This is a genomic window from Candidatus Zixiibacteriota bacterium (assembly GCA_019038695.1).
GTDB lineage: Bacteria > Zixibacteria > MSB-5A5 > GN15 > FEB-12 > B120-G9.
Window position 1 is genome coordinate 75,982 of record JAHOYZ010000003.1, and the last position, 21,755, is coordinate 97,736.

The following is a 21,755-nucleotide window of genomic DNA, read 5'->3' on the forward strand; positions in this document are numbered from 1 at the left end:
ATAGAGAGAGGAAAACGGATGCCTAGCACATTACGACCAATCGATCCCTGTCTCATCACCGATAACGCCTTCAAACTAATTTCCACCGACTGGATGCTTGTCACGGCCGGAAATCTCCAATCATATAATACTATGACTGCCTCATGGGGGGCATTGGGAGAACTGTGGAGCAAGAAGATAGCCATCTGTTTTGTTCGACCGGTTAGGCACACATACTCGTTCCTTGAGAAAACTGATAGCTTCACATTGACGTTTTTTGACGAAACCTACCGCGACACGCTCAAACTCTGCGGGACAAAATCAGGCCGTGATGTTGACAAGATGTCACTGCCAGGCATGACCCCCATAGAAGGATTTACTGGGTCTGTCTATTTCTCAGAGGCGAGGTTGGTGTTGGACTGCCGCAAGATTTACACCCACGATCTTGACCCGGAACATTTTCTCGACAGCAAGATACACGACGAATATCCCGACAAGGATTACCACCGGATGTACATCGGTGAGATCATACAGTGCCTGACAAGGTGATTGTATCGTCAAGTTGAGCAGACGTTTGACCGAAATCAGTCATAGTAGGTTGCCGTAGGCAACCTTCGACGAGAGCCGGGATTTAACAGGAGCCCAACGATTCTAAACGGAATACGGAGGCATAGACAGTGACGAATATCAAGTCCAAACGTGGTGTTATAGGAATACTGACCGGCGGCGGTGATGTGCCGGGGTTGAATCCGGCCATTAGAGCTATTACGATCAGAGCAATCAGAGAGGGCTTTCAGGTTATCGGGATCAGACGCGGCTGGGCGGGTCTGGTTGACCTGGTTCGTGACAAAGACGTCGACAACAGCAACTGCTTTCGTATCCTCTCCGAAGAGATCGTCAACAAGGCCGGGCGTACCGGCGGCACCTTCCTGCACAGTTCCCGTACCCATCCTGGGCATGTGGGTCTGGAGAACATTCCGGAGCATCTAAAAGACAACTATGCTTCCAAAATGAACGACCTGACGCCGGAGGTTCTGAAGAATCTTGATTTCCTTGGTATCGACTATCTTATGCCAATTGGGGGGGATGACACTCTCAGCTATGCGGTCCGTCTTTATCAGGAAGGGGTGAAAATCGTTGCTATGCCCAAGACAATGGACAACGATGTCCCCGGGACCGATTACTGCATCGGTTTCAGCACCTGCGTTACCCGAACGATACAAATGACCAACAGTCTCCGTACCTCGGCTGGATCACATGAGCGATTCCTCGTGCTGGAGGTATTTGGCCGCTACGCCGGTTTTACAGCCATGCTGCCAACAATGGCCGGAGCAGCCAACCGGTGTGTCATTCCTGAGCACAAGTTTGATATTGAGCGATTGACCGAACTGCTCACCTATGACCGCCGTGAGAATCCGAGCAAGTATTCGGTGGTGCTGGTGTCGGAGGGAGCTATGTTTCAAGGCGGCGAAATGGTTTATAAGGACATGGCCAAAGATGCCTACGGACATGCTAAATTGGGTGGAATTGGAGACATAGTATCATCCAAACTGACCGAATTGTCACCCAGTTTCAACCATGGGAAGCCAATCAGGACTATCACACAGAAGCTGGGCTACCTTGTGCGAGGAGGCGACCCCGACGCTATCGACTCTATTGTTCCTATGGCCTACGGCAACCTGGCTTTGGACCTGACACTCAAAGGAGTTCACGGTCGGTTGGTGGTCCTGAAAAACGGCCGCTACGACAATGTCCCTATTGACGTAGTCACCAGCACTAAGAAATTTGTCAACATTGAGAAGCACTACAACATGGAACGGCTACGCCCCCAGTACAAGAGTTTCGAGATGCTGCCGCAGTTCATTATGACGAGCGATTAACAGTAGCTACCCACCTCAGTTTCCAGCCAAATGTGGGGCAGGTTTCTCTTTCGGCTGTGTTCCGCACCCTGTCCATGGCCAAGTGGTCCCCCCAGCCTAGAAAAAAACCACTTTCCCCACCAGATACGCTTGATCTTTTGGTCAAAGAGTGTCTATTGGCCGCTTATGTGGACCGTAAATGTGGGTAGGTTTGTCCTCTACGCCCCTTTCAGCCCCGTCGCGGGTCATCTTTCTGAAAATAACCTACGGGAGAATACGCAATGGAATCTGTAGAGCTTTGGCTAATCTGCATCTCAGCTTTCACGATGGTTTTCGCCCTGCTTTCGGTACTTGCCATCATCATGCGAATCATCACCGCTGTATTCCCTCAGAAGGCACTCGGGATCGACGCCACAATGGTGGCAATCGTTACTTCGGCTGTCTCATCCGCTTTCCCAGGTACAAAAGTAACTGAGATAGAGGAGACGAAATGATTTTCACTAAGAAGCCTAAGAAAATTCGGGTGATGTTCACCCCGTTTCGGGATGGCCTGCAAAGTTCCTTCGGAGGCAAGGTTCGTCTCCAGGATATCCTGCCGGCTATGGTGGACTCGACCAAAGAAGTTGGTATTCGCCATTTCGAGTTCGGTGGCGGGGCACTAATAACCGAATTGGACGGTCTCTTACCAAGTATCAGGTTCATCGTCCCTGCCTGCTGCCACGCCGCCTGACAAGTGAACACACTCCGAAGGACTCCGAGCAAATCGAGTTTCGGCAGGTCAACTTGGGGGACCCCATTCTCGTGTTGTGGCGCAAGGACTTCCGTCGCAATGTGACTGTATCCTAGCCGTCTCATCGGATCTGCTTCAGGAGCAAGTCTGTCTTCGATCAAGTGTGTCTTCAGCCTGGAAACGATAGAGTTTGTGGGCTCTCCGTGACTGTTGCTTGTTCTGGATCGTCGTGTCAACCAGGCGCAACGGTCGATCCGGTGCCGCGCCATTTGACCAACACGTTTCTGTCCGCGTGCTGAACATCAGTGTTTTGCAGACACAATCCTCAGGTGGGCTCCAGGGGAGGGTATTCGAGCCACAACCCTCCCCCCGGTGGCAGCAATGACATCCAAGCGTGAGTTGACGGGTCTCATTGCCGGTTTCGCCCCCGCTGCAGAAGGTCAGCTCCACTCCGTCAATAATAAGTTGCCATCGCATGGACTTCTATGTACATTGGGCCGATGATTCTGAAGGATCGTCTCACGATATTGCGAGACGCGGAAAACAGTTAGTCCGATTTATAGAAAAGGTGATCAACATGTTAGAACTGAAAAAAGGCGACGACATTCTGTCGGTCGTCGGCGGTATCAAGTCCATTGAAGAAGCTAATGCTCTTTTCGAGAAGACTCTGAATGCGGAGACCCTCTCCAAGCTGTCCAAGATCAAGAACGAGGAGGCCCGACTGAAGGTCGCCAATGCGATCGCTATGTGCCAGCCTAAGGATGTCTTTATTCACACCGGTTCCGAAGCGGATTCCCAGTGGGTCCGCGAATACTCTCTGAAGAAGGGCGAAGAAAGGGCTTTGGCAATCAAAGGTCATACCATTCACTTCGACCTTGCCAAAGAGCAGGGGCGTCTGGTTAAGCAAACCTTCTACATCGTTAACGAGGGTGAGAAGCTAAGCCCGCTAGCCAAAAAGATGGAACGGGCTGAGGCGATGGACTATGTCAAGAAGTACTTGCCTGGCATAATGTCCGATAAGACCATGATGCTCGGCTTCTTCACCCGCGGTCCTGTCGGGGCCGTTGGCACTATACCGGCCATCCAGATTTCATCGTCGACCTACGTTCTCCACTCCGGCGATCTCCTGTATCGGAACTGCTATGACAAGTTCGATGCCGAAGTCGAGCGCAAAGGTATTTTCTTCACCAACGTCCACTCCGAGGGTGACAACACGCCGGAAGACCTCCAGAACGCCCGCATCCTGATGGATCGCAGCTGGTTTACCACTTTCTCGACTTTCTGCACTTACGCCGGTAACACCCTCCTGCTCAAGAAGGGCAACCATCGCTTCGCGGTCGACTACAGCACCTACTATAAACACGGCGACGAGCTCTCTGAGCACATGTTCATCACCGGCATGAAAGGCCCTGGCGGCCGGGAGACTTATTTCGCCGGAGCAGCCCCGTCCGGCTGCGGCAAAACAACCAGTGCTATGGCCGGCACCGAGTTTGTCGGCGACGACTTGGCTCAGATCTGGATCGACAAGGACGGTAATTGCCGCGCCGTAAACCCGGAACAGGGTATCTTTGGAATCGTGGCCGATGTTAACCGCGAAGGCGATCCCCACTTGATGAAGTGCCTCCGCGAGGAAGGCAGTGAAGTGATCTGGTCTAACGTCCTGATCGACGATGGCAAGCCGCACTGGACCGGCAACGGCGAAGAGCAAGCCAAGAAGGGTGTCAATTTCCAGGGTGAGTGGTTCGAAGGCAAGACTGATGCTGACGGCAAGCCGATTCCGATCTCGCACCCCAATTCACGATGCACCCTTCGATGTGACCAAATCTCTACCTACAACAAACAAGTTGGTGAGAGCCCCGAAGGTGCCAAGGTCAAGGTGTTCACGTACTCGGGCCGTGACGCAGACACGATGCCACCGATCTGGGTCTCCAAGAATCCTGATTATGGCGTGGTGATAGGTGCGTCTATCGTTTCAGCGGCTACCGCCACCGAGATCGGCGCTACCGGTGTGAAGCGTCAACCGTGGGCCAACGCACCATTCATCCCCGGTTCTCTGGCTGACTACATGGATGCCCAGTTCAAGTTCTTCAACAATTCCAGGTTCTCCGATGAAGGCCGCCCGATTACGGCCGGACTAAACTATTTTCTGACCCGCGCAGAGCGTGGCGGTTCCGGTAAGGGCCTGCTCGGTGAGAAGCGGGATGTGCCGGTCTGGCTGAGCTGGCTGGATCGTTATGCCCACGGCGAAGTCGAGGCGCTGGATACGCCGATCGGCTTCCTGCCGAAATACGACGACCTGAAGAAGCTATTCAAGGAAGTGATCAAAAAGGACTATCCCGAGGAATTGTACACCATGCAATTTTCGGTCTACGTCGACAAGATCATTGCCAGAATAGATCTTCAGGACGAGGCTTTCCGGGCCGAGGATAACATCCCGGCAAAGTTCTTCGAAGTGCTCAATGAACAGAAGGTAGGTCTCGAAGGCCTTAAGGCCAAGCACGGGGCGGTGATCAAGCCCCAGCAGCTATAAGATCCACTGGACTTACTTCTGAGAAGGGCGTCTCCAAACGGAGACGCCCTTCTTCTTTTTCTCAACTCTATCAGAAAACGCGGTCGCCTGGAAGCTCACCACCCATAGACCGGGTCGCCCGCACTTTTAGTGGGCTTCTCGCCACAGGAAGCTGCCTCGATTGGCATTATTGGCGGGGCCGACGGTCCGACGTCGATTTTCCTGGCCAGTCAACTGGCTCCGCACCTGCTGGGACCGATTGCTGTGGCCGCCTACAGCTATATGTCGCTAGTACCGATTATCCAGCCGCCTATAATGCGTATGCTTACGAGCAAACAGGAACGGGCCATTGACATGCCTCAGGCCAAACCCGTTTCCAAGACCGCCGCAATCCTGTTCCCATTGGTGACCGGCATTGTGGCCTCGCTGGCGATTCCATCGAGCGCCCAGTTGATAGGGATGCTCATGTTTGGTAATCTCCTCCGCGAGTCCGGCGTAACTGAACGTTTGCGCAAAACAGCCGGTGGTCCGATGATCGACATCGTGACGATTTTCCTGGGATTGGTGGTTGGAGCCACGATGGTAGGTGCCAATTTCCTGACCTACCAAACGCTTCTTATTCTGGTACTTGGCGCGGTAGCATTTTCGTTTAGTACCGCTGGTGGTATCATATTCGCCAAGATCATCAATCTCTTCCTTTCAAAGGACAAGAAGATCAACCCCTGCATAGGCGCGGCCGGTGTTTCGGCGGTTCCGATGGCAGCCCGGGTGGTACAGAATTTCGTTTCTGAAGAAACCAACGGGAAAGTCAATCCGCTTATGCCGGCTATGGGACCCAATGTGGCTGGTGTGATCGGCTCTGCGGTTGCTGCTGGCGTATTCCTGTCGCTGCTGGGTTAATTAAATTATTGGTGACCAATACCAGGCGGTGTTACAGCCGCCTGGTGACCATCAGGCATTGTCAGATGGCTTCTTCCGAATAGAGACAGATTCGAAGGACCCCCAGTTTATCACGCCATTCGAATCGCGGGTTGAGGTGGACTCTGTCAGCTGTTAGCTCGCAATGGTCGCTATCTTTTTCCCTCATTATTCTCGCAACATGTGACAGTTCCCAAGAAAGATCAGCACTGAATAATCTGAGGCTGCTGTATTGACATAGAGTACGCGCTTGCCTATCTTTGTTGGGAGGTTACAATGAAAATACATATGCCTCGTGTATCGCAGGTTGCACTTTTCTCTCTAGTGTTTCTGACAGTCTCAAAACAGCCAATTTCCGCCGTGGCGGATGATCATTCTTATGACAGTAATCCTGTTGAGAAATCTCTTGCGATCCAGGATGGAGAATTAATCAAATGCTCTGATGTTGAGGGTAATGAGATCATAGGGTCTTATGTCAGATTCTCAAATGAAACTCTCTTCCTGGTGGTAAATTTTAAAACGAAAACTATAACAACTGAATCAATCGAGATGCTATGGGCGACCAAAGGTAAGACCTCTAAAGCGTCGGGAATCGGAGCCGGAGTTGGTGCCTTGGGTGGCATGCTTGCTGCAGGTATCTGGAAGGCTTCGACACAAGACTCACGTGACACTCCCGGAGGCGGAGTGTATCCGGTGCTTGGCGTAATGGGTGCGGGTGCTGGAGCCATATTGGGCATCCTGTTTGATGATCCAGAGCAGGATTGGAAACTGATTTATGATCGTAATCAGTCTTCACCAGACCCACTTAACACAGAGTCGGGGTCATTGAAGTTCGTTGTATCTAACCAGGCCAACTATAACACGGGTGGCTTAGGCTTGAAATACGGTTACAATAGCATTCCATCCCCTTATTATGATTCGTTCATTATCAACTTGAGCTACTTCATTGCTGTTACCAGAAAGTTTTCATTCGGACCGGAAATTGGATACACTGAAGCAAAGAAGCTCTTTCGCTATTATCCGGAGTATGATAATCGCGTTTATTCAATCAAGAAACATGTTTTCACGTCAGCGCTAATCAAGTATACGCATGGAAAGTACCAACGATTTCATGTAATCGGCGGACCAACTTCACTGATAACTGGCCATTCAGTGATGGGCTTCAGTGTCGGAGCCGGTGCCGATATTGTTACAATATCAGGGTTTGCAATCAACACCGAATTTCGATGGTATGCCTTTCTATCTGAACATATGCCCGATTTCAGATGCATCAGAGCAGGAGTGGATTTGCGATGGTAATTTGCAAGATGAGCGGTTCGCCAACAGTTTGCTATCTATTTCTCATTGTCGTTTTCATTTTGTTTGATCAGCCGACAGTGCAAGGTTTTGACAACAAACACGAGGGCTTTGTTCTTGGCTATGGAGTTGGGGCTGGAGTGTTTTCTGCTGGCTATAGTGCCGATTATTCGAGCAGATCCGATAATGTAGATCTGCTTGGTTTGTACACGGATTTCAAGATTGGAGCCGGGCTGTCAGATCATGTGATACTTTACTATACAGGCAAGCAATGGTTTGGCTTTGACAATGGCGGATGGTATAATGGCTTCCCTGCTATCGGAGTCAGTTACTACGTCAATGACAGATCACCATCACTAATCATGCTAATGTCAGTAGGCATTCCTATTGGCCTTGGTATAGAAGAAGTTGGCATCGGGAGTGCCGATGGAGTTTCATCCGGAATAAACATAAATCTCGGCCTGGGGTACGAAGTAAAACATAGTGTTGGATTTGAGTTGAACTTTTCCAGAAATGTTGGCTGCTTGAATGACGTAATCAATCTTAAGGCCGATCATGATTCCTGGCAATTGGCCGTCTCATTGAATTATCTAGAGTATTGATGCAATTGGATTGATAGTTTTGAAACCAGAATACTACGTTTGGACCAAGTTTGAACAGTAAGGTCTTACCTGATTCCAACCGGAGCGTAACCCAAAACTCAATCTTGTGTGGCAGAGATCAACCTGTTATCACATCCTGTAAAGTAGAACCGGCGTGTGAAAGGTGTAATATGTCATGATCAAAAAAATCCTCTTTTCCGTTATTGTAGTTGTAGTCCTGGGACTGGTGACGATCTTTTTTGTGCGAAACGCACTGGTTGAAAGGGCAGTTGAGACTGGTTGCACCTACGCCCTGGGAGTCGAAACGGATCTCGGTTCGGCCAGTCTCGAAATCGGTGGCGGCAGTCTTGAATTGAAGAATCTCAACATTGCCAACCCCGAAGGATTTGAAGGTGATAACTTTCTGTCCTTTCGTCGCATGATGTTCGATGTCGAGGCGGGGTCTGTCCTGGATGATGAAATAGTCATCGACTCCTTCATAATAGAAGGGGTTGAACTCAACCTGGAACAAATCGACAAGATGGGCAACTATCGTATCTTGCTGGACAAAATCAAGCAACTGGACATGGGGGAATCGTCCGACGAGGAACAGAAACTGAGCATCGGGCTGGTGGCGCTGCGGGACATACAAGTGACTGGGTCCCTAAACTTGTTGGGTAAATCCTATGAAAAGTCCTACACGGTAGAGAACATATCCATTCGCGACGTCGGCAGTGATGGCGGTGCTACGATTGGCGAGTTGGCCGCCACGGTCGTTCAAGCGTTGACCACAAAAGCCCTGTCTGCAGGGAGTGGTGTTTTGCCCGAAGGATTCGGGAAAGATCTTTCCGATTTGAAGGATGAGGGCACTGAGAAGATCAAGCAGGAGGCGTCGGATAAACTCAACGAATTAGGCAAATCGTTGACTGATGGCCTGAAGTGACCTTTTTTGTCCCCTCATAATAGCTTCAAATCCAGTTTTATATTGCCCGATCGCACGACAAATAGTAAACTTATCCGCGTTGGCTTACGATAAGTTGCATAGGTATGTTTGTGCAACGAGAACTGACTAAGGAATAGATTTTGGGACTGTTTGACGCTCTCTCTAATGACATCGGAATTGACCTGGGCACTGCCAACACCTTGGTATACGTCCGCAACCAGGGGATAGTACTCAACGAGCCCTCGGTGGTTGCCATTGAGAAATCGACCGGCAAAGTTCTGGCAATCGGATCGGCAGCCAAGGAGATGACCGGACGAACACCCGGCAGCATTGCTGCGATTCGTCCCCTCAAAGATGGCGTCATCGCCGATTTCGAAATCTCTGAAAAACTGATTGCCGATTTCATTCGCCGGGTCGTCAAACACAAGTACTTGATGAAGCCACGGATCGTGATCTGCGTTCCGTCCGGCATTACCGAAGTAGAAAAACGCGCCGTACGCGATTCGGCCGAAAATGCTGGAGCGCGTGAGGTCTACTTGCTTCAGGAACCAATGGCCGCTGCTATCGGCGTTGGCTTGCCGGTAGAGCAGCCTTCCGGTTCAATGATTATTGATGTTGGCGGCGGAACATCAGAGATTGCTGTCATTGCCCTCAACGGGATCGTCAATGACACTTCAATTCGCATTGCCGGCGACGAAATGAACGAAGCTATTATCCTGTATCTCAAGAAGAACTATAATCTTCTCATTGGCGAACTGACTGCCGAACTGATAAAATTCAAGATTGGCTCGGCCTTTCCACTGGATAAAGAACTCTCCATGGAAGTCAAGGGGCGCGACCTGGTGGCCGGTGTGCCGAAGAATCTTAAACTCTCATCGGTTCAGGTGCGGGAAGCGCTGGCCGAAACGGTTGATATTATAGTGGAGGCCGTTCGTCAGGCTCTTGAGCGCACACCTCCGGAACTGGCATCTGATATACTCGAGCGCGGGATCATTCTCACTGGCGGCGGGGCGCTCCTGCGTGGGTTCGATAAACGCCTGCGCCAGGAGACCAATCTTCCCGTCATCGTAGCCGACGATCCTCTGACCTGTGTTGTTCGCGGAACCGGCAAGGTACTGGAGGATTTCAGCGCCTATTCCAAAGTCCTTGAGCGCAGCCGCAAAGACTGAGAGACTGTTGTAAGTCCCTTCTCAAAAACGCACTGATTGCTAAAACCCCAGAGCCAAGGTCGAAATCTGTCTTCAGTTTTGACAATCTTGTTGCTCATACTCGCTATGAAACCCGACAAAAGCCTGATATTCGTCTTGCTGAGCGGAGTCGAAGCATGGTGATTTTATTGAATCTTGTCACCCCTCGACTCCGCTCGGGATGACGATTGGCGGGAGACTAGCCGCTGGCCAGTGCATGAGATGTGCCTGACGACTCCTCCTCCATTCCCACAAACCACTTCCCCGGTATTAATCTTTTTCTGGATAAGCCTGTCTTATTGACGGAAATTAGATGAATGGAGAAAGCAAACAACGAGACAATCACCCGGCTTGTGGATCAAGCCCAACATGGTGACCAAGAGGCGTTTTCTGAATTGGTGCGACTCAAAATGAACGACATTGTAGCCCTGACATATCGGATGACCGGCGATCGCGAGACGGCGAAAGACCTGGCCCAGGAAACATTTATAACCGCCTGGGAGAAGCTGTCCTCTTTTCGCGGCGAAAGCGCGTTTGGCAGCTGGCTGTATCGGATTGCCACTAATAAGACTCTCAATTTGCTGAATCGACCGTCATCCCACGAGACCCAGCTTGAAATTGAACCGACAACATCATCGACCCCCGAATCCCAATTAGCTCGCAAAGAATTACAGAACGACATACGGGAGTTCATGCTGCAACTTCCCCCCGGGCAACGAGTAGTGTTTGATCTTCGTTTCTACAAACAACTGACTTTCGACGAGATTTCACAAACTACGGGTCGTGCCGTCGGAACGGTCAAAACCCATTATCGCCAGGCAGTAATCAAACTGCGTCAGTGGGCTGTCGAGAAAGGATGGCGGTCATGAGTTGCCGGAACATCCAAGAGCAATTGTACGAGCGACTGGGACAGAAGACATTGCCTCCGGACATCGAAGCACACATTTCTCAGTGTGAGGGTTGCCGAGATCTTTGGAACGAACTGGAACAACTGCAGCTGCAACTGGGGACCGATGAAGTCTTTTATCTCGAGACCCATGAGATTGACGAACTGACCGAGGGCGTCATGCGGGAGATCGATGCTTCGACTCCGGCGGTCATCACACCGTTCTATCGCATAGCCCGAATGGTGCTGCCGGTGGCGGCTTCGCTATTGCTGTTGCTTGGTGTTTCGCAACTTCCCGACCGGCCCATTTCTGACGACTGGTCGAGCGATATTACGATCTCTGACATCTTTAACGATGATTACTACCCGAGTGGTTATGACGACACCAGTGGGATGGACGCCGCGACTCTTGAGCTGCTTCTGAGCGACTATGCCTCCAGCGATGTCGTAACCCCCGACGAAGCTTTGCTGGACGATCTTTCTGATGAAGAATTTGAGTACCTTAAAGATAATCTGGACATGGGAGAACTATTGTGATACGCAATGGCAGACTCATTTCAATCATAATTCTGGCAGCGGTGGTAATGCTCGCGTGGCCGGGAGCAAATGCAGTGGCGGATGAAACTGTTTCTTCCCCTGAGCGGAATTCCGAAAAACAGATTGACGCCTGGCCCGACCATGATTGCTATCTGGCCCAGGTCGATGAATCAACATCTCCAGTTCAGAATCACAAACCGCGCCAACGCCGCAAACATATCGAACAGTTACGTCTGCTGAAACTGTTGGAGTTGCTCGACCTCTCCCCCGATCAGGAGACACAATTCATTGTAGCTTTCAGACAATTTCGCAAGGGACTGCGCGGTATCCATCGCGCTCGTGTTGAGATCATTGACCAACTGGCGACCGGACTTAAAGATAATTCTTTGGCCCCGAAGAATATCTATGAGTTCATCGCTAACCTTGAAAAACTCGCTGTCGAACGACGAATACAGGATAAGACGTTTATAGAGAAGGCTCGAGAACTTCTGGATGCCCGGCAACTCGGCAAGCTGGTCATCTTCCAGGAACGATTTGAGCAAGCTCTGATTGAGGATGTGAAGGCATTTCATGATCGCCCCAGCCGCGGTGGACATGGTGGCTGGTAGAAAATGAAAAATGCGATGAATAACAAATGAAACAGAATAACTTAATTAAGGAGGTTGTTATGAAGAAGACATTAGTTGTGACAATGGCGTTGGCACTCCTGGCCACAGCCGCATTAGCTCAGTCCGGCTTTCACGGGAAAGGTCATGGTGGTGGTCAGATGCAAATGGGTCAACATCCCCAATGTGCAGGACCGCATCATGGAAAGGGACCGAATCAGGGCATGAGCAAACTGTTGATGTTCGCCGATGAAATCGGGCTGACTGATGACCAGCAAGAGAAGATCAAAACGCTCTCACTGGAACACAAGATGGCAATGGTGGACCTGCACGCCACCGCGAAGAAAACCAATCTTCAGGTGAAGGCTCTAATGACCGACGATGCCCCTGAGTCGGAAGTTCTCAGGGCTATGGAAAAGGCATCGCAGGCAAAGTTTGAGATCTCCAAGGCTAAGTACCTTCAGCGCCAACAATGCCTGGGATTTCTCACCGACGAGCAGCAGGACAAGCTGAAAGAACTACGTCAGGACCGCCGTGGACAACGTTTCGAAGGTAAAGGTGACGGTCGCCGGAAATCATTCCGTGATGGCCGGCACGGTCGGTAGATCTGTTAGCTGATCATTACGATTCTGTCATAACCGCCGGGTGGAAACATCCGGCGGTTTTTTGTCTATCCTCTGCCATAACGGCACAAATGCGCCATATCTGCTTGACTTGTCGTGACCAGGCAACTACGTTTCCTTTCATGAATTTCACACCAGATCAAATCGTGGCCTTCATCCGCCAGAAATCCGACCAACCGATGAAACCTAAAGAACTGGCCCGGGCGCTGGATATCCCTCGTCCTCGCTACCCGGAGTTTCGCCAGGTGATAAAGAGTCTGCTCGCCTCCGGCGAACTGGTCAAACTCAAACGCGGCCGTATTGGATTGGCGCAGCAGATGGATATCGTGGTCGGAGAAATCAGCATTACCCGTGGAGGGCTTGGCTTTGTGCCTCAGGAGGGAGAGGAGAAAGACATCCTGATTCCCGCCCATGCTCTGTCCACGGCGCTTATTGGCGACCGCGTGATGGTCCGTCTGACGGGGACACAAGTTTCTCGGTCGCTCGGTGATCGTCGTACTGGTACAGTTGTCAAGATCGTCGAACGGGCGCAACGCAATATCGTGGGTGTGTTCCGGCTGGGACAACATTTTGCTTATGTCTCGCCCGACAACGTCCGCATACATCGCGATATTTACATCCCGGCCGAGCAAACTACCGGCATCCTCGAAGGTCAGAAGGTTGTCTGTGTTATCACCGAATGGAACGATCCCGCGCTTAATCCCATCGGGGAAATCACAGAAGTACTTGGGTTCGTCGGCGATCCGGGCGTGGACATGCTGACCGTAATCAAGAGCTTCAATCTGCCGGAAGAATTCCCCGACGAGATCATCAACGCCGCAGAAAGAGTCACAGCAAGAGACATAACTGACGAGATGACCCATCGCCTCGATCTTACCGCTGACTGTGTTTATACTATTGACCCGGCCGATGCCAAGGATCATGATGACGCCGTATCAGTGGAAGAAACTCCGAATGGTTATCGTCTCGGCGTTCATATCGCCGACGTTTCTTTTTGGGTTGAACCGGGAACAGCCCTGGACAAGGAGGCATTTCATCGGGGTAACTCGGTCTATTTGCCGGGTATGGTGATTCCGATGCTGCCGGAAGTTCTGTCTAACGATGTCTGCTCTCTTCGCCCCAACCGGAAACGACTCGCCCACTCGGTTCTGATCGATTTCGACAAAAAGGGCAAGATGGTCTCGTGGAAAGTAGCCGACACGCTGATCAAGTCATGCGCCAAATTGTCATACGAGGACGTTCAGGACTTCTTTGATAATGGCCTTCCGCAAGGAACAGCAGCATCTCGGCTTAGTCATATAGCTGACAGTCTGACCCTGGCTAAGAAACTGGCCGCGATCCTTAGTCGGAAACGATTCGGCGAAGGCTCACTTGATTTCGATTTACCCGAGGCTAAGATCATTCTCGATGACGACGGCGATGTAATCGAGCTTGGCAATCGTGTTCGTCTGGAATCGCATCGTCTGGTCGAGGAGTTTATGCTAGCGGCCAACCAGGCAGTGGCGCTTGAATTGTTTCGCAACGGGTTGCAGTTGTTGTACCGTGTTCACGGACGACCGGACCTTGAGAAGCTCGAAGCTTTCTCATCGATGATGACTAAACTGGGATACTCGTTTCCGGTTTCAGACACGATTCGTCCTATCCAACTAGCCCGGTTTCTTGAGAAGGTCAAGGGAGTTCCAGAAGAAGAATTTATCAATGAACTGCTACTACGTTCGATGCAGAAGGCAGTTTACCAGCGTGAGAATATCGGCCACTTCGGATTGGCTTTCACTCACTATGCTCATTTTACATCGCCCATTCGACGATATCCTGATTTGCTGATCCATCGTCTTCTCCGGGCGCGGAAGAATGGCCGTTACGAATCATCTTTTGCAAAACGGATTTCCAGCGTGATTGACCATGTCGGCACTCACTGCTCCGAGACTGAGCGCACAGCCGAGAAAGCCGAGCGAAGGGCAGTGAAGGTCAAACAGGTTCAGTATATGGCACGCCATGTCGGCGACGAGTTTGACGGTATTGTGGCTGGTGTAATGAGCTTTGGATTTTTTGTGCGGCTTGACGGTGTCGGTGCAGAGGGATTAGTGCGGATTTCAAACGTGGATGACGACTACTACCGCCATGACGAACAGCAATCACGGCTGGTGGGACGAAACTCCGGACGGACTTTCCGTCTCGGCGACCGACTACGGGTTGGTATTACCAAGGTAGACACTGATAATCATGAGATAGATTTGTTCGTAGTTGATGACAAACCTCCCAGGAAACGAGCCTCTTCTAAGGGACACGGTCGAACGGGCAGGAAAGCTCCACAGACACGCTATCGAAGACGAAAGTAAACACTCTGGATAATAATAAATGCCGAATATCATGAATCGTACTTTAATTCTGATCGATCCGAAACGAGAAGAAGTCGAACCGATCGACTGGACCAGTATTGGTTTCGTGGTGGAAGAACTGTCTGAGTTGTACCAGATCGCCAGAGAGAGTCAGGTTGATGTTATTTTGATCGATGATACGAGGATCGAACTGAAACCGTCTGTGGCGACCAAGCTCCGCCGCTACAATGGTCAGATGGAGATGTGGTTGTTGACGGGCGATGATTATTACGAGAATTACGAAACCGACTATATCGACGGCCTTCTCCCCCGCAGTCTGGGACAGACAAAGATCGCGCAGAAGCTCAAACAGATACTGCACTCAAAAGACCTTCTGGAACAATACGAAATGGTCGGCCGTTCAGCACGTATGAAAGCCATCGCGGAGACAATCGAGCGCGTCGCCATTACTGATATACCGATCCTGGTGGAAGGACCATCAGGGTCCGGAAAAGAGCTGGTAGCTAAAGCACTACATCGCTATTCCGAACGACAGGGAAAGCCGTTTGTGGCCATCAATTGTGGCGCCCTCGCCGAGGGTCTATTGGAATCGGAGCTGTTCGGTCACGAGCGGGGAGCTTTCACCGGTTCGGTGTCGAAACGGGAAGGGCTTTTTCACAAGGCCAGCGGGGGAACGATGTTCCTCGACGAAATCGGCGAGACCAAACCTGACATGCAAGTGAAGCTCCTGCGTGTCCTTGAGGATGGCACCTATTATCCGGTTGGATCATCGACCGCTCGTCGGGCTGATGTGCGGGTCGTGGCCGCTACCAACAGGGATCTGGCAGCAGCCATAGCCGAACGGTCGTTCCGCGAGGACTTGTATTTCCGCATCGGCGTGGTCAAGATCGTGCTCCCGCCGTTGCTTGAACGCAAAGGTGATATCCAGCCGTTGTTGGCTCACTTCTGGGTGGGGTATCCCGAGATGCAATACTCCGACGCCGCACTGGACCTGCTGATCAAGTACGACTGGCCGGGTAATATTCGCCAACTGAAAAATTTCACTGACCGTATGATCGCTCTTAAACCGACAGGCCTGATTGAGACCGATGATGTTGAGAGTTTCCTTGAGGAACAACATGCGCAGAGAGACAATCTTCCGGTATCAACCGGTCGAACGGTTGAGGAGGCGGGTCAGGAATTGATCTACCGGGCCATCATGCAACTCGGAAATGAAGTTCGCCTTCTACGCGATCTGATCACCGCGCATATGCCGGGTAACCAGGAATTGCGAGCGTCGGGCGCGGTGCCGAGCAGTCCCGAGCGCGGAAACACAATGGAGCAGATGGAGGAAATGCTCATCAGGCAGGTTCTTGATGAAACCCACGGGAATCGTAAAGAGACGGCGCGTCGTCTCGGTATCGGAGAGCGCACCCTGTACCGTAAGCTGAAAAAATACGACCTTCGCTGATGATACGTATTGCGGGGCTGATCATTCTTGTTCTTCTGCATTGGGCTACAATCTCGGTTGCACAACAATTATCAACCGCCGTTTATGCCTCTGAAGACGAATTGTTCGAAGCTCTGGAACTCGGCGAGATCAGTTTTACCGAGTTTCTTATCCTCAAGGAGATTATCGTTCACGGCATTGACTCGACCGACGCCCACCTCCTCGATCGTGTCCCCAACCTCTCATTCTTCCTAAGTGATACTCTTGAGCGCCGCACTCATCTTCAGCAGGAACAAGAGCAGGCCTTCGTGGAGAAAGTCCGGCTTCGACATGCATGGCGAGTCAAATTGAAATACGCTTATCATCAGAAACTTCAGACCGATGGACCGGCACGATACCGCTCGTTGGCCACAATACAGATCACTGATAATCTGATGGCCACCATGGATATAAGGAAGGAATACAGTGGCCGGGAAAGAGTGACAGCACGATCTGTTTACTATCGTGCGCCAGAAAAGGCACTGGCCGAACTCAAGTTAGGGAGTTATACCAAACGGCTCGGGCTGGGAAATATCGCAGGTTATCGGGGACGATTGCTTGACCGGTCGGATCGTATCGACGGTGAATCGCTGGTAATTCCCGACTACGGTGGAGCTAACGGAGTGTACATCCACCTGAGACCGGGCCGATCATGGGCGGTGCAGTCGATGGGTTCGATTGTTCGCGATGACCAGCACCGTCTATCAACTATGGCTGCCATGGTTTCCCGACAAATCAGGGGTCTTGAATTGGCAGGCATTGTCGGGTCGAACCGGATGACCAATCGTGTCTCCGAGAAGACAGTACACGATCTCAAACTCGGTTTTTTCTCGCGCCTGGGGTATGCCGAGGGTCACGCGGTAATGGAGATCACGCATCAATCCGGTGAACGTGATGGATTCTGTGGCGCATCGCTGGAAGGGCGACATCGATTCCGGCAAGCCGACATCCGCTACGCGGCCTGGGCGTACGACGACGAATATCTTGATCTCACCTCAGGCAGCAAAACCGGAAGCGTCAGTAGTCGCGACAGTCTGGATTCAATAGAGTTCGGTTTTTCCAGCCGGAGAAGAGGCGCCGTGGGGGGTATGTTCAAGACGATTGTCCAGATTACTCCTCAACTCGAATTAGTTAATTCGTTTGTCGGATCAGCGCTGAGTAGAGACTCAATGACTGTCCAATTCCTCAGTGGTATAATCTCCCAATTAGAGTCCGGTTTGTCACTTCGCCTCGACTTTCTGAGCAAATTGTCCAGGAGAGTTTCGCCATCCAATTCAACCGAAACTGTCGACCGACGCACACGGCTGGAGGGCAGGTTCCGCTCGGGAAAGCTGTCGCTTAAGAGTTACTTTTGTTATCATACGAAGACCGGCCGATCAGACTATCTTTCGGCCTTCCTGAGAATTGGTACCTCTGTTGAAGGACTCGGACATGTGGAGTTGTGGTCGAACCTGGGACGATGGAATACACGAGAGAAATGTATCGATTACTGGTACGGTTATATCAGTAGTCAGCAGGAGATTCTCTCCGATGTTTCGGCGGCAATTAAACTCAGTCATAGCTATCGACGACAACCACTCAGTCGGCATGAAACAACTGTCGCAATGGAAGTAACGGCTATGGTATGGTGATTCGCATGAACAATATGTTTCTGTACATAGTAATTGGCATTTGCATGCTGGCTCCATACCTCCGCGCCGAAGTCGTTGTAAACGAAGTGTTGGCCAACGAACCGGGCGGATCGGTTACGTTGGAATGGATAGAGCTCTACAACGATGCCGATGAATCAGCTTTGCTTGACGGCTATCGGTTGCAGGTAGGGATCAAGTCCATTTATCTGGATGAAGTTGGAACGATCGATGCCAAAGGATTTCTGGTTATCTGCCGGAGACTGTTTACCGAGGGCGGCTCTCCGGGATTCGAAAAGGAATGGGGAGACAACTCCGGTTTCTGGGGTGATACTGATTTTGAGATGATCTTGCCGGAGCCAGTTGAGGCTTCATTCTCGCTTACAAATTCGGCGGGTAGTGTCGAACTATATGATGCGACAGATCAGCTTATCTCACAATTGGTCTGGAGTGAATCCGGCGCGGATGGATATTCATGGGAGCGAATACATTCAACTTCAGATGATATCCATCAGTCCGCTGACATTCGAGGATCAACCCCCGGAGAGATCAACTCCGTGACCCCAGTCGCCAGAGATTTGGATATTGGCGTTGTGAAGGTTCAACCAAAGCCAAGCGGAGCGACTTTCATCCTTACAATCTTCAACGCCGGTACGAATACTGTTACCGAAGCTACTCTCCATCTGGTTGACATCGGCTTTGAATCAGAGGGCCTTGTACCCGACACCCTTGAGGTCATATTTGTTGAGGCAATACCTCCCGGCGAATTAGTAGCAATGGAACGCACGTTATCATTGAGCGGAACTTATACTGTTGTCGAAGCGACACTCTCCGACGATGATTGCCTGTCCAACAACCGGATTGAAATCATCCTGCCCGGGGTTGAGTTCCCGCCGCTAATCCTGACTGAGGTTCTAGCCAATCCAACTAACGGTTTCCAATGCGAGTGGATCGAGATTCTCAATCGTAGTGAAACGAATATCGACTTATTCGGCTGTCAATTTGGTGATTCGGTCGCACTGCGACAGATAACGACGGAACCATATGATGTCTTGCCCGGTGAGTATGTTGTTCTGGCGCATGACACGGCAGAGTTTCTAGACTACTATCCACTATTCGACGGCATCGTTATTGAACCACCGAGTTGGGCTACCTTCAACAACAGCACACCGGATATCGTTCGCCTTATAGACCAGTTCGGCTTTGTGCTTGATCGGTTTTCGTATCATCGGACCTTTGACAACAATTACACCTGGTCCCGCGATGAACAAACCATTCTGGACCCTGAATGGAGTTCCGCTGAGAACCGTGGTGGAACGCCCGGCGAAGTCAATGACATTTACTTTGGCCCTACCGGGAACAGAGTTGGCATTATGATTGAGCCGAGAGTCTTTTCACCGGACGGGGACGGCATTGATGAGACAGTCATAATCGACGTTGAAGCTCCGTCGGATCAAGAATACGAAATGAAGATATTTGATGTACAGGGTCGGGTCGTGTTCGATTTCGAGCGGGTCCGCGACGAGAATGAATGGGACGGCCGCAACAACAGTGGTGAACGCTTGCCAATTGGGATTTACATCGTGTATCTCGAAGTAATCGGCGGCGAGTCCGTCAAGGAAACGGTGGTCATTGCTCGATGATTATGCGTGGCCGGTTCTTGAAGTTCATTTGCGCATTTGCTCTGTGCTGGGTGGTTGCTCCGGCGGCGGCGATGGAGCTTCCTACTCCTCGTGCAGTAGGATTGGGACAGGGTGTGGTACTATCTGACCTATCCTCATCGTCCCTTCTGCAGTTTCCCTCAATTGGAATCACTAGCGGCACAGCGATATTGGAGTTGGGATTGCTCAGGCGTTTCGAACTGAAGGACCTGGATGAAGCCTTGATTGCCGGCGGCTATCGTTGGGGACAATTTACAGCTGTCGGCGGCTTCTCGCAATTCGGACAAAGTGAACTGTACACCGAAAAGACATTCAAACTTGCAGCGGCATATCATTTCGGCAAAGCAGGAATTGGAGCAACCTGGTCACACCAATCGTTGGACTTCGGCGGCGGATATTCAGGATTGAGCGCATCAACGCTTGGCGCGTCGGTGTCATATCGACGGCACCGCGTAATACTTGCTCTTGCGGCAGATAATCTAACCTCACCGGTTCTGCAAGTTGGAAGTCCGGCGATCAGACCTCAATATCGAGCGGCGGCGGAAATGATCGGGAGGGGGTCATTCTCGATTGTTGTCGGGGCGCTTTTCGAAGAAGAACACAAACCTCGGTTCAGCATCGGCCAGAATATTGATGTCTCAACGCGAGCTTCCTTGCTCTGGTCATTCTCATCGAAACCCTTAACCGGTGCCGGAGGGCTGGAAGTATCAATCACAAACGGTCGGATCGGTTATTACCTGTCGTATTATCCAACCCTTGGCTTTACACATTGCGTTTCCTTATCATACTGTTGGCGAGATGATACCCTAAAGGCAAGTGACTGAACACCCGAGTCTAAGTATTTATGGAGACAGAATTCTGACATGACACTCCGAACGCGAAAGAATATTGAACAATACGAGCTTGACTCTCTGGCTCCGTGTGCCGTCAAAGCAGCTCAGTCGCGGGGTCGTACCTATCCTGCCCGGGAGCATCCGTTGCGTACGGCCTTTCAGCGGGACCGAGATCGCATTGTTCATTCGGCTGCGTTTCGTCGACTGGAATACAAGACCCAGGTCTTCATTCCGCACGAGACCGATCATTACCGCACCCGCCTGACCCACACCATTGAAGTGGCACAGATTGCCCGCACCCTGGCCCGCAATCTCGGTCTCAATGAAGACCTCACCGAGGCGATTGCCCTCGCGCATGATCTGGGACATACTCCCTTCGGTCACGGCGGAGAAGATGTCCTCAATGATCTTATGTCTAAAAAATCTGGTTTCAATCATAATCGACAGTCGCTGCGCATCGTCGATCTCCTCGAACAACGCTACCCGGATCACCCCGGACTGAACCTGAGCTATGAAGTTCGAGAAGGAATCGCGATGCATGAAACTTCGGTCAGTATCGAACTGCCGGAATTTGCGGCCAACCTTCAGCCGAGCCTGGAAGCTTCGCTTGTCGATATTGCCGACGAGATAGCATACAATGCACACGACATCGATGATGGATTGTCATCTGGCATTCTCACGCCCGAAATGGTTCAGACAGCTTCTTTCTGGCCGGAAATCGCCTTTGATAATGATGGCGAGTTTACCAATCTGGAGCCCGACCAGAGGCGATATGCGCTGGTACGGCACATGATCAATTTGATGGTCACCGATGTTCTGAACGAATCCCGGCACCGAATTGATCGTTTACAAATCTCCGACTTGGCTTCTGTGCGTTCGTGTCCAGAGAAGGTAGCCTGTTATTCTGAAGATACTGCACAATTGGTGTCGCAAATCAAAACCTTCTTGTCGGTCAAACTATACCGGCACCCGCACTTGAAAGAGATGACAGACCAGGCACACACGATTCTGAGGACAATCTTTGGTGCTTTGCTGGACGACAACAATCTGATGCCGCTACGATTTCAGGAGATGTTGCTGACCCAACGTCCGGAGACGGTAATAGCTGATTACATAGCCGGCATGACCGACCGCTTCGCCCGTGAGATGTACCGCCGAATAACTCGGTGAAAA

Annotated in this window: 20 protein-coding genes; all 20 read left to right on the forward strand. The window is 51.1% G+C overall.

All coding sequences use genetic code 11. The features are described 5' to 3' along the window. The first annotated feature begins 18 nt into the window (after positions 1–18). The 20 genes from KOO62_00960 to KOO62_01055 all read left to right on the forward strand — a co-directional run bounded on the left by KOO62_00960 (position 19) and on the right by KOO62_01055 (position 21,752). A complete protein-coding gene (locus tag KOO62_00960) occupies positions 19–528 on the forward strand; it encodes a flavin reductase (protein MBU8932552.1) in 510 nt (169 codons plus the stop codon). Positions 529–656: 128 nt separating this feature from the next. Further along, positions 657–1,859: a 6-phosphofructokinase gene (locus KOO62_00965; GenBank protein ID MBU8932553.1), complete on the forward strand. Its 1,203-nt coding sequence runs from the start codon at positions 657–659 to the stop codon at positions 1,857–1,859. Between the two features lie 260 nt (positions 1,860–2,119). Beyond that, on the forward strand, positions 2,120–2,332 hold the full coding sequence (locus tag KOO62_00970; GenBank protein ID MBU8932554.1) for a hypothetical protein: 213 nt from the start codon (positions 2,120–2,122) through the stop codon (positions 2,330–2,332). Next, on the forward strand, positions 2,329–2,568 hold the full coding sequence (locus KOO62_00975; protein ID MBU8932555.1) for a hypothetical protein: 240 nt from the start codon (positions 2,329–2,331) through the stop codon (positions 2,566–2,568). Before KOO62_00970 ends, KOO62_00975 begins: the two co-directional genes overlap by 4 nt. A gap of 577 nt (positions 2,569–3,145) precedes the next feature. After that, entirely contained in the window at positions 3,146–5,098 is a 1,953-nt protein-coding gene (locus KOO62_00980) for a phosphoenolpyruvate carboxykinase (GTP) (GenBank protein MBU8932556.1), read from the forward strand. Positions 5,099–5,227: 129 nt separating this feature from the next. After that, on the forward strand, positions 5,228–5,977 hold the full coding sequence (locus KOO62_00985; GenBank protein ID MBU8932557.1) for a sodium ion-translocating decarboxylase subunit beta: 750 nt from the start codon (positions 5,228–5,230) through the stop codon (positions 5,975–5,977). Positions 5,978–6,271: 294 nt separating this feature from the next. Continuing rightward, a complete protein-coding gene (locus KOO62_00990; GenBank protein MBU8932558.1) occupies positions 6,272–7,294 on the forward strand; it encodes a hypothetical protein in 1,023 nt (340 codons plus the stop codon). Beyond that, entirely contained in the window at positions 7,288–7,893 is a 606-nt protein-coding gene (locus KOO62_00995; GenBank protein ID MBU8932559.1) for a hypothetical protein, read from the forward strand. The genes KOO62_00990 and KOO62_00995 overlap by 7 nt, the downstream gene beginning before the upstream one ends. A gap of 175 nt (positions 7,894–8,068) precedes the next feature. Then, positions 8,069–8,815, forward strand: a complete 747-nt coding sequence (locus tag KOO62_01000; protein ID MBU8932560.1) for an AsmA family protein — start codon at positions 8,069–8,071, stop codon at positions 8,813–8,815. A 146-nt stretch (positions 8,816–8,961) separates the two neighbouring features. Next, on the forward strand, positions 8,962–9,984 hold the full coding sequence (locus KOO62_01005; protein MBU8932561.1) for a rod shape-determining protein: 1,023 nt from the start codon (positions 8,962–8,964) through the stop codon (positions 9,982–9,984). Positions 9,985–10,319: 335 nt separating this feature from the next. Further along, positions 10,320–10,871, forward strand: a complete 552-nt coding sequence (locus KOO62_01010; GenBank protein MBU8932562.1) for a sigma-70 family RNA polymerase sigma factor — start codon at positions 10,320–10,322, stop codon at positions 10,869–10,871. Then, a complete protein-coding gene (locus tag KOO62_01015) occupies positions 10,868–11,425 on the forward strand; it encodes a hypothetical protein (protein ID MBU8932563.1) in 558 nt (185 codons plus the stop codon). The genes KOO62_01010 and KOO62_01015 overlap by 4 nt, the downstream gene beginning before the upstream one ends. Continuing rightward, on the forward strand, positions 11,422–12,033 hold the full coding sequence (locus KOO62_01020; GenBank protein MBU8932564.1) for a hypothetical protein: 612 nt from the start codon (positions 11,422–11,424) through the stop codon (positions 12,031–12,033). Before KOO62_01015 ends, KOO62_01020 begins: the two co-directional genes overlap by 4 nt. Positions 12,034–12,092: 59 nt before the next feature. Then, a complete protein-coding gene (locus KOO62_01025) occupies positions 12,093–12,635 on the forward strand; it encodes a Spy/CpxP family protein refolding chaperone (GenBank protein MBU8932565.1) in 543 nt (180 codons plus the stop codon). A gap of 140 nt (positions 12,636–12,775) precedes the next feature. Next, on the forward strand, positions 12,776–14,992 hold the full coding sequence (gene rnr, locus KOO62_01030; GenBank protein MBU8932566.1) for a ribonuclease R: 2,217 nt from the start codon (positions 12,776–12,778) through the stop codon (positions 14,990–14,992). Between the two features lie 31 nt (positions 14,993–15,023). Further along, entirely contained in the window at positions 15,024–16,442 is a 1,419-nt protein-coding gene (locus KOO62_01035) for a sigma-54 dependent transcriptional regulator (GenBank protein ID MBU8932567.1), read from the forward strand. Continuing rightward, a complete protein-coding gene (locus KOO62_01040; GenBank protein MBU8932568.1) occupies positions 16,442–18,091 on the forward strand; it encodes a hypothetical protein in 1,650 nt (549 codons plus the stop codon). The genes KOO62_01035 and KOO62_01040 overlap by 1 nt, the downstream gene beginning before the upstream one ends. Positions 18,092–18,096: 5 nt before the next feature. Beyond that, positions 18,097–19,731 (forward strand): lamin tail domain-containing protein, encoded by a 1,635-nt coding sequence (locus KOO62_01045; protein MBU8932569.1) that lies wholly within the window; start codon positions 18,097–18,099, stop codon positions 19,729–19,731. Beyond that, a complete protein-coding gene (locus KOO62_01050; GenBank protein ID MBU8932570.1) occupies positions 19,728–20,573 on the forward strand; it encodes a hypothetical protein in 846 nt (281 codons plus the stop codon). The genes KOO62_01045 and KOO62_01050 overlap by 4 nt, the downstream gene beginning before the upstream one ends. Positions 20,574–20,612: 39 nt before the next feature. Next, positions 20,613–21,752: a deoxyguanosinetriphosphate triphosphohydrolase gene (locus tag KOO62_01055; protein MBU8932571.1), complete on the forward strand. Its 1,140-nt coding sequence runs from the start codon at positions 20,613–20,615 to the stop codon at positions 21,750–21,752. The last annotated feature ends 3 nt before the right edge of the window (positions 21,753–21,755 follow it).